This window comes from Stappia sp. (assembly GCF_965276915.1).
Lineage (GTDB): Bacteria > Pseudomonadota > Alphaproteobacteria > Rhizobiales > Stappiaceae > Stappia.
Window position 1 is genome coordinate 904,860 of the sequence record NZ_OZ255709.1, and the last position, 7,641, is coordinate 912,500.

Genomic DNA, 7,641 nt, shown 5'->3' on the forward strand with positions numbered 1-7,641 from the left:
CAGAAAGCCTCAACAAAAAAGCGCCGGAAGATCCGGCGCTTTTGTTCGTTTCGGCAAAGGGCCGGTCGTCAGGCGACGGCCCGCGCCAGCGCGCATTGTGACCACAGGGCCTCGATCGAGCGCACAAGGCGGTCAATGTCGCCGTCGCCATGCAGCGGCGAGGGAGTGATGCGCAGCCGTTCCAGCCCCTTGGGCACGGTCGGATAGTTGATCGGCTGGATGTAGATCCCGTAAGTGTCGAGCAGGATGTCGGAGAGCATCTTGCACTTCACCGGATCCTTGACCATCACCGGGACGATATGGCTCGGATTGACAATATGCGGGATGCCGGCCGCATCGAGCTTGCGCCGCAAGGTGGCGACGCGCTCGCGATGGCGAGCCCGCAACTGCTCGCCTTCCGCCGACTTAAGATGGCGGATCGAGGCGCGCGCGCCGGCCGCCAGCGCCGGCGGCAGGGCGGTGGTGAAGATGAAGCCGGAGGCGAAGGAACGGACGAAGTCGCAAAGCGCGGCGGAGGCCGCGATATAGCCGCCCATCACGCCGAAGGCCTTGCCGAGCGTGCCCTCGATCACCGTCAGCCGGTCCATCAGCCCCTCGCGCTCGGCGATGCCGCCGCCGCGCGGGCCGTAAAGGCCGACGGCATGGACCTCGTCGAGATAGGTCATGGCGCCGTATTTCTCGGCAACGTCGCAAATCTCCCGGATCGGCGCGATGTCGCCATCCATGGAGTAGACGCTCTCGAAAGCGACGAGCTTGGGACGGCCCGGTTCGATCTCGGCCAACTGGCGCTCCAGGTCGGCGACGTCATTGTGTTTCCAGATACGCTTTTCGGCACGCGAATGCCGGATGCCCTCGATCATCGAGGCATGGTTGAGCGCATCGGACAGCACCACGCAGCCCGGCAGGTGCGCGGCGATGGTTCCAAGCGCTGCCCAGTTGGAAACGTAGCCGGAGGTGAACAGAAGGGCGGCTTCCTTGCCGTGCAGGTCGGCAAGTTCCTGCTCAAGCAGGACATGATAGTGGTTGGTGCCGGAGATGTTGCGCGTGCCGCCCGCTCCCGCGCCGCAGCGGTCGATGGCTTCATGCATCGCGTCGGTCACGATCGGGCTCTGGCCCATGCCCAGATAGTCGTTCGAGCACCACACGGCGACCTCGTGGGTCCCGTCCTGCGTATAGCGCGTAGCCTTCGGAAAACTTCCGGAATGACGCTCCAGATCCGCGAAAACCCGGTACCGACCTTCTGTATGCAGCCCTTCGATCTCGCGTCGAAAGAAGCTCTCGTAATCCATTCCGGCCTCCGGGACCTCTTGCTACCACCCTGGCGAAGATTGTCCGCCGATTCCCGCGTGCATTCAAACGCTCGCACTTTAGTCTCGTTCCAGTCTATAGCCCATATACATGGGCAAGGTGAATTGGGAATATCCCTGAAGGGTCGTTTCGACGCAGGCGCGCCGGATCGCGGGCCGGCCAGGCGCCCGCGCGAGGAGGCCGGCACTGTGGCGTCAACGCAAGGGAATTGCGGAAAACGCCGCCGTCCCGGCTTCCGCCTTGCGCTCAGGCATCGGCTTCGCCATAACCCGCCAAACGCGGTACAACTCTGCCGCGCGCGGCACGGGAAAGGCCCGGTCGCGTTCAACCCGAGGTCCAAACTGGGGGACAGTTTCTTGAATCAGTTCCAGCCGCGCGTATTCTCCGGCGTACAGCCCACCGGCAATCTCCATCTCGGCAACTATCTCGGCGCGATCTCGCGTTTCGTCCCGCTGCAGGACGAGATGCCGACGATCTACTGCGTCGTCGACATGCATGCGATCACCGTCAAGCACGACCCGGCCGCCCTGACGGTCGCCACGCGTGAAGTGACGGCGGCCTATCTGGCCGCGGGCATCGATCCGAAGAAGGCGATCATCTTCAACCAGAGCCAGGTCCGCGAGCATGCCGAGCTCGCCTGGATCTTCAATTGCATCGCCCGCATGGGCTGGCTGAGCCGCATGACCCAGTTCAAGGAGAAGGCGGGCAAGAACCGGGAGAACGCGTCCGTCGGGCTGTTCGCCTATCCGACGCTGATGGCGGCCGACATCCTTGCCTACCGGGCGACCCATGTGCCGGTTGGCGATGACCAGAAGCAGCACCTGGAACTGACGCGCGACATTGCCCAGAAGTTCAATAACGACTTCGCCGAGCGGATCGCCGAACTGGGCGTCGGTGTGCCCAACCCGACGCCGAGCCCGGAACTGCCGGGGGAACTCTTCTTCCCGCTGACGGAGCCGATGATCGCAGGTCCCGCGACCCGGATCATGTCTTTGCGCGACGGCACCAAGAAGATGTCGAAGTCCGATCCCTCCGACCTGTCGCGCATCAACCTGCGCGACACGGCCGACGAGATCTCCAAGAAGATCCGCAAGGCGAAGACCGATCCCGAGCCGTTGCCGGGCGACATCGAAGGGCTGGCGGATCGTGCAGAGGCGGCCAATCTCGTGGGGATCTATGCGGCGCTCTCGGGCCGGACGAAGGACGAGGTGCTGTCCGATTTCGGCGGCCAGCCGTTCTCGGTGTTCAAGCCGGCCCTGGCCGATCTGGCAGTGGAGCAGCTGGCGCCGATGGCCGACGAGATGAACCGCCTGATGGCCGAACCGGACCATATCCATGCCGTCTTGCGCGACGGCGCCGAACGGGCCAGCGCCATCGCCGAACCGATCCTGCACGATGCGCGCCGCATCTGCGGCTTCCTGGAGTGCCGCTGAACGGCTGGCCGTTCTCGACGATAGCGAGCGATACGCAAGGGCCGCGCCGGATTTCCGGTGCGGCCCTTGCCAGTTGCGGGTGCGGGGGACTAATCTTCTCCGGAACAAAGACGGAACAATCTCGCGAACGGAAACCCGTATCCATGATCACCAACCGGATCCTGCTGGATGACCCCCTCAGTGACGGGCGTCAGTCGGACGCCGCCGCGCGGGTCTGGCGTGGAACGGCACGGATGCTGCGCGCCGCGGGTTTCGCCTGCGTCGGTGAACTGACGCTGGCTTCCGGGCGGCGGGCGGATCTTGCGGCGGTCGGACCGAAAGGGGACGTGTGGATCGTGGAGGTGAAGTCCTCGCTTGCCGATTTCCGTGCCGACACGAAGTGGCCGGACTACCGCGCCCATTGCGACCGGCTTTTCTTTGCAAGCCATGCCGATGTTCCCGCAGAGGTGTTTCCGCCGGACGCGGGCCTGATCCTGTCCGATGGCTACTTCGCGGAGGTTCTGCGATCGGCTCCCGAGCACAGGCTGCCGGCGGCGACCCGCAAGGCGGTGCTGCTTCGCTTCGCCCAGGCCGCGGCCAATCGCCTGCACGACGCGTTGGACCCCGACCTTCGCACCTCCGCTGGCGGTTTGGGCTGAACGACCGCGTTTTTCCGTTGCAATCCCTGCAGGCCTTTGCGACTAAACCTGCGGAAACGCGAGCGGCGCGGGGATCTGGCATGGAAATACCGTCGACTGCGGTTGCAGCAGGGCGGGCGGATGTGCGGATTTGTGTGGCAGTGTGCACCTGCGACCGTCACGAGCAGCTTCGCGGTACGCTGCAGTCCCTTGTGAACCAGAGCATCGGGGCAAGGTTTTGCGTTTTCGTCGTCGACAATGGCCGCGTCGCGGCCCGGCCCGTGGTCGAGGCGTTCGAAAATGTGCTCGACATTGTCCATGAGCGGGTGCGCGAGCCGGGGCTGAGTGCTGTCCGCAACCGTGCCCTGCATCTTGCCCGCGAGAGCGGCGCGGACTTCCTCGCCTCTATCGATGATGACGAATGCGCGGACAAAGACTGGCTCGCCGCGCATCTTGCGGCCGCCGAACTGAGCGGTGCCGACATCCAGATCGGTCCCATCGAGCCGCGGTTCGTGGAAAGGCCGGCCGGCTGGATCGTCGCCGGCGGCTTCTTTGCCGAGGCGTGCGAGACGCCGACGACGGCAAACCTGTTTTTGCGCCTGGCCTGCCTGCCGCAGAGTGAGGGCGACTGGTTCCAGCCCGATTATGCCGTGACGGGGGGTGAGGATCACGAGTTCCTTGGCAGGCTTTCAAGCAACGGCGCGCGCTACGGGGTGGTCTCTTCGGCGCGCGTCTACGACATCGTGCCGGCCGAGCGTGCGACCTTGCGCTACATCCTGCGGCGGGGGCTGCGCGACGGCGTCTATTTCGGAAATCGTGCGCGCAAGGAAAATGCCACGCTTGCCGGCGCAGTGGCGGCGGGTCTGCACGAGTTTCTGGCGAAACTCGCCTACGCGGTCAATCACCTGTTCTGGTCGCCGCGTGCCGGCTGGCGCGCGCGGCGTGCCGGCGTCGACCTGGCGGCGGCCGTCGGCATCCTTGTCGGCCTGTCGGGCATGAAGCCCCGGTTCTACGGACATGGCGAAACGGTGGACTGAGCCCGAAACCCCGCCACTGACCTTGCCGGCGACCTGCCTCGTTGCCCTGGTCAGCGCGGGGCGCGCTTGGCCAGGATCCTCTGCAGGGTGCGCCGGTGCATGGACAGCCGCCGGGCCGTTTCCGAAACGTTGCGGTCGCACAGTTCATAGACGCGCTGGATATGCTCCCAGCGCACCCGGTCCGCCGACATCGGATTTTCCGGCGGCGCCGCCTTTTCCTCGTCAGTCGATGTCAGCGCCGCAAGCACGTCGTCGGCATCCGCGGGTTTCGCCAGATAATCGACAGCCCCGAGTTTCACGGCGGTGACGGCGGTGGCGATGTTGCCGTAGCCGGTCAGGATCACCACCCTGGCATCGGGCCTGCGGGCACGCACGGCCTCGACCACGTCGAGACCGCTGCCATCCTCAAGCCGCATGTCGACGACGGCGAACTCCGGCGCGGCGATCCTCACCTTGTCCAGCGCCTCGCGCACACTGTCCGCGGTTTCGGTGACGAAGCCCCGTTTTTCCATCGCTCTCGCCAGACGCTGCTGGAAAGGCCGGTCGTCATCGACGATCAGCAGGGTTCTCGGTGTCGCGTCTTCTGTCTGTGACCGCTCGTTCATGCCGCCGTCCTGCGTTTTCCCGTATCGGTCCGACTGTTGCCGGATCCTGTATTGATGTCTTTATATGTGCGTTTGCGCGGGGGGCAAATCCGCGTGGTTGCCTATGTCTGCGGCATTTGCGCCCGCGCCTTCCTGCCACGGGGAGCGGCCGTCGCGGGGCCAGGCCACGCGGACGATAGCGCCGCGCCCGGGCGGCGGACGGTTGCGCAGGCGCAGGTCCGCCCCGGTGCGTTCCAGCAGCGTTTTGGCGATAAAGAAACCCAGTCCCAGGCCTCCGGCGATGTCGCCCTGGCCCGGGCGGCCCTCCCGGTTGCCCCGTGCCGTGACATAGGGTTCGCCAAGGCGGGTGATCACGTCGGCCGCAAAACCGTTTCCGTCATCGGCGATTTCGATCACCACGCTCGCAGCGGTCCAGCGGGCGGTGATGGTGACCAGGCTTTCGGCGAAGTCGACGGCGTTCTCCAGAAGATTGCCGAGCCCGTAATGGATGGCCGGATTGCGCCAGACCAGAGGCTCGGCTCCCTCGCCGCCGGCATCGACCTCGATCCGCGTTCCGAACGCGCGCGCCGGTTCGATCACCTGTTCGATCAGATGCGACAGTTTCTCGCCCTTGAAGTGACGGTCGCGGTCGTCGGGCAGCGAGGACAGTTTCGAAAGGATGTCGCGGCAACGCTCCGCCTGCGACAGGATCAGCGCGAGATCCTCGCGCAGCGCGTCGGGGGCGGGCAACTCTCCGGCGGCGCTCTCAAGATCGCGCACCAGCTCCTTTGCTGTCAGATACACAGTGGCAAGCGGCGTGCCCAGTTCGTGGGCGGCCGCGGCCGCCAGTCCGTCAAGGGCGTGAAGGTGCTGCTCGCGGGCCAACACCAGCTCGCTCGCCGTCAGGGCATCGGACAGTTGCCGCGCCTCCTCCGCCACCCGGAAGGCATAGGCGCCCATGAAGGCGAGCGAGCAGACCAGCGCGATCCACACGCCCGTCGCGTAGACGGGCGGGAGCCGGAACGTCTGGTCGTCCGGCCAGGGGAGCGGCAGGTGGAACACGGCGAGCACGGTGGCGATGCCGGCGGCCAGCAGGCCCAGATAGACCGTCTTGCGCGCCGAAAGGCCGGTGGCCGACACCATCACCGGGGCCAGAAGCAGGAACGCGAAAGGGTTCCCCAGCCCGCCGGTGAGGTAGAGGAGCCCGCCCATCTGGGCAAGATCGTAGCCGAGCTGCAGCGTGGCGGAGCGTTCCGAAAGCCGCTGCGACTGCGGCGAGCGGACCTTCAGGAAGATGTTGAGCCAGGCGGAAGCGGCGACCAGCGCCGCGCAGAGCGACAGCGGCAGGGGATAGGCCAGATAGAAATGCACGAAGAGCAGGGCCGCCGTCTGGCCGGCGATCGCCAGCCAGCGCAGCCGCACCAGCGTGTCGAGTTTCAGCCGGCGGTGCGGCGAACCCAGTTCGGGCGGGTCTGTTTCCGGCATCATGTCCTTCAAGGTCCTGTCAGGGCGGCAAGTGCCTGCTCCTGAACCTTGTGGCGCGCCGGACCGGCAACGTCAAATGCCCTGGAAGCGGCGCGCACGGGTCGCCGCGCGGCCGGGTTCCGGCCAATCAGGCCTTGTGCTGCGCCGTCCCGGCATGCTAGCGGAACCTTCGATCCCGCGCGGGGAGCGGGGCATTTTGCCGGCCCGGCTTGTCCGCGCCAGACATTGCATCACTGCCGAGACAGGATACCGACGAATGAGCGATACCAACGACGCGGCCGCTGGCCAGGGCAACGAAGCCGGCGGTGCGCCGGGCATGAGCATCATCGCCCAGTACATCAAGGACCTGTCCTTCGAAAACCCGAATGCACCCGGCTCGCTGCAGCCGCAGGAGCAGCCGAAGCTCGACATTAATGTCAATGTCTCGGCCCAGCCGATGGGCGAGAACCAGTTCGAGGTCGTGCTGACGCTCAATGCCAGCGCGAAGACCTCGACCATGGCGGTCTTCGCCATCGAGCTGGTCTATGCGGGCCTGTTCCGCGTTCTCGGCGTGCCGCAGGAGCACCTGCATCCGTTCGTGCTGATCGAGTGCCCGCGCATGCTGTTCCCCTTCGCCCGCAACATCCTTGCCGAGGCCTCGCGCAATGGCGGCTTCCCGCCCTTGATGCTGGACCCGATCGATTTTGCGGCGCTCTATCGCCAGAACGCCGACCAGGCGCAGGCGGCGGCCGAGCAGAAGCCGAACTGATCCGACTGCCGGTCATCGATGAAACGAAAAAGCCGCGAACCCTGAGGTTCGCGGCTTTTTTCATGTCTTGAAGGAACGTCCCGCCGGTTCAGGTCTCGTCACCAACCGGCCCGCGGCCTCGATTGGCCATGAAGCGGTCGAACTCCTCCTGGTCCCGCGCCCGGCGCAGCTCGCTCAGGAAGTCGTCGAACTCCGCCCGCATCCGGTCGAGCCGGGCCCGCTCTTCCTCGAGCCGTCCCAGTTCGCGGTTCCTGTAGTCGTCAAACGCCGCATTGCCGGTGTTGCGGGACATGCCGGTCTCGAAGCCGCGACGAACGGGATTTGCATCCCATTGCGCGCGCGCCTCGCGGGCAAGACCGGGAAGCCGGTCGCCCCACAGGATATAGGCGAGCATTGCCAGTCCCAGCGGCCAGAAGACGACAAAGCCGA

8 protein-coding genes (1 of these 8 cut by a window edge) are annotated in these 7,641 nt (G+C 65.8%); 4 read left to right on the plus strand and 4 right to left on the minus strand.

All coding sequences use genetic code 11. From position 1 onward, the window contains the following. Window positions 1–68: 68 nt before the first annotated feature. The gene (hemA, locus tag ACQY46_RS04190) at window positions 69–1,289 is read right to left on the minus strand and encodes a 5-aminolevulinate synthase (RefSeq protein WP_428699045.1); all 1,221 of its coding nucleotides are present in this window, start codon (window positions 1,287–1,289) and stop codon (window positions 69–71) included. 375 nt (window positions 1,290–1,664) lie between these two features. On the opposite strand from hemA, the gene trpS reads away from it, so the two are divergent. The 3 genes from trpS to ACQY46_RS04205 all read left to right on the plus strand — a co-directional run bounded on the left by trpS (window position 1,665) and on the right by ACQY46_RS04205 (window position 4,395). Continuing rightward, window positions 1,665–2,741, plus strand: a complete 1,077-nt coding sequence (gene trpS / locus ACQY46_RS04195) for a tryptophan--tRNA ligase (protein WP_428699046.1) — start codon at window positions 1,665–1,667, stop codon at window positions 2,739–2,741. Between the two features lie 143 nt (window positions 2,742–2,884). Beyond that, window positions 2,885–3,379 carry an MmcB family DNA repair protein gene (locus ACQY46_RS04200; protein ID WP_428699047.1) on the plus strand — a complete coding sequence of 165 codons (495 nt, stop codon included), beginning with the start codon at window positions 2,885–2,887 and terminating at the stop codon, window positions 3,377–3,379. 140 nt (window positions 3,380–3,519) lie between these two features. Next, complete coding sequence (locus tag ACQY46_RS04205; protein WP_428699048.1) at window positions 3,520–4,395, plus strand: glycosyltransferase family 2 protein; 876 nt, start codon at window positions 3,520–3,522, stop codon at window positions 4,393–4,395. A 50-nt stretch (window positions 4,396–4,445) separates the two neighbouring features. On the opposite strand, the gene ACQY46_RS04210 is transcribed toward ACQY46_RS04205, so the two are convergent. Both ACQY46_RS04210 and ACQY46_RS04215 read right to left on the minus strand, forming a co-directional pair. Next, window positions 4,446–5,000 carry an ActR/PrrA/RegA family redox response regulator transcription factor gene (locus ACQY46_RS04210; RefSeq protein WP_428699049.1) on the minus strand — a complete coding sequence of 185 codons (555 nt, stop codon included), beginning with the start codon at window positions 4,998–5,000 and terminating at the stop codon, window positions 4,446–4,448. Between the two features lie 60 nt (window positions 5,001–5,060). Continuing rightward, complete coding sequence (locus ACQY46_RS04215) at window positions 5,061–6,464, minus strand: ActS/PrrB/RegB family redox-sensitive histidine kinase (protein ID WP_428700410.1); 1,404 nt, start codon at window positions 6,462–6,464, stop codon at window positions 5,061–5,063. A gap of 256 nt (window positions 6,465–6,720) precedes the next feature. On the opposite strand from ACQY46_RS04215, the gene secB reads away from it, so the two are divergent. Next, entirely contained in the window at window positions 6,721–7,212 is a 492-nt protein-coding gene (gene secB / locus ACQY46_RS04220; RefSeq protein ID WP_306027824.1) for a protein-export chaperone SecB, read from the plus strand. An 88-nt stretch (window positions 7,213–7,300) separates the two neighbouring features. Here secB and ACQY46_RS04225 read toward each other — a convergent pair whose 3' ends face one another. Beyond that, window positions 7,301–7,641, minus strand: the 3' portion of a protein-coding gene (locus ACQY46_RS04225) for a DUF2852 domain-containing protein (RefSeq protein WP_428699050.1). It continues 94 nt past the right edge of the window; 341 of the gene's 435 nt are visible here — the last part of the coding sequence; its start codon lies off the right edge, out of view — the gene reads right to left on this strand; its stop codon occupies window positions 7,301–7,303.

Bases quoted from the DNA above. Each gene is read 5' to 3' on its own strand.
- hemA (WP_428699045.1), bottom strand. From the start codon at position 1,289: ATGGATTACGAGAGCTTCTTTCGACGCGAGATCGAAGGGCTGCATACA.
- ACQY46_RS04200 (WP_428699047.1), top strand. From the start codon at position 2,885: ATGATCACCAACCGGATCCTGCTGGATGACCCCCTCAGTGACGGGCGT.
- ACQY46_RS04210 (WP_428699049.1), bottom strand. From the start codon at position 5,000: ATGAACGAGCGGTCACAGACAGAAGACGCGACACCGAGAACCCTGCTG.
- ACQY46_RS04215 (WP_428700410.1), bottom strand. From the start codon at position 6,464: ATGCCGGAAACAGACCCGCCCGAACTGGGTTCGCCGCACCGCCGGCTG.
- secB (WP_306027824.1), top strand. From the start codon at position 6,721: ATGAGCGATACCAACGACGCGGCCGCTGGCCAGGGCAACGAAGCCGGC.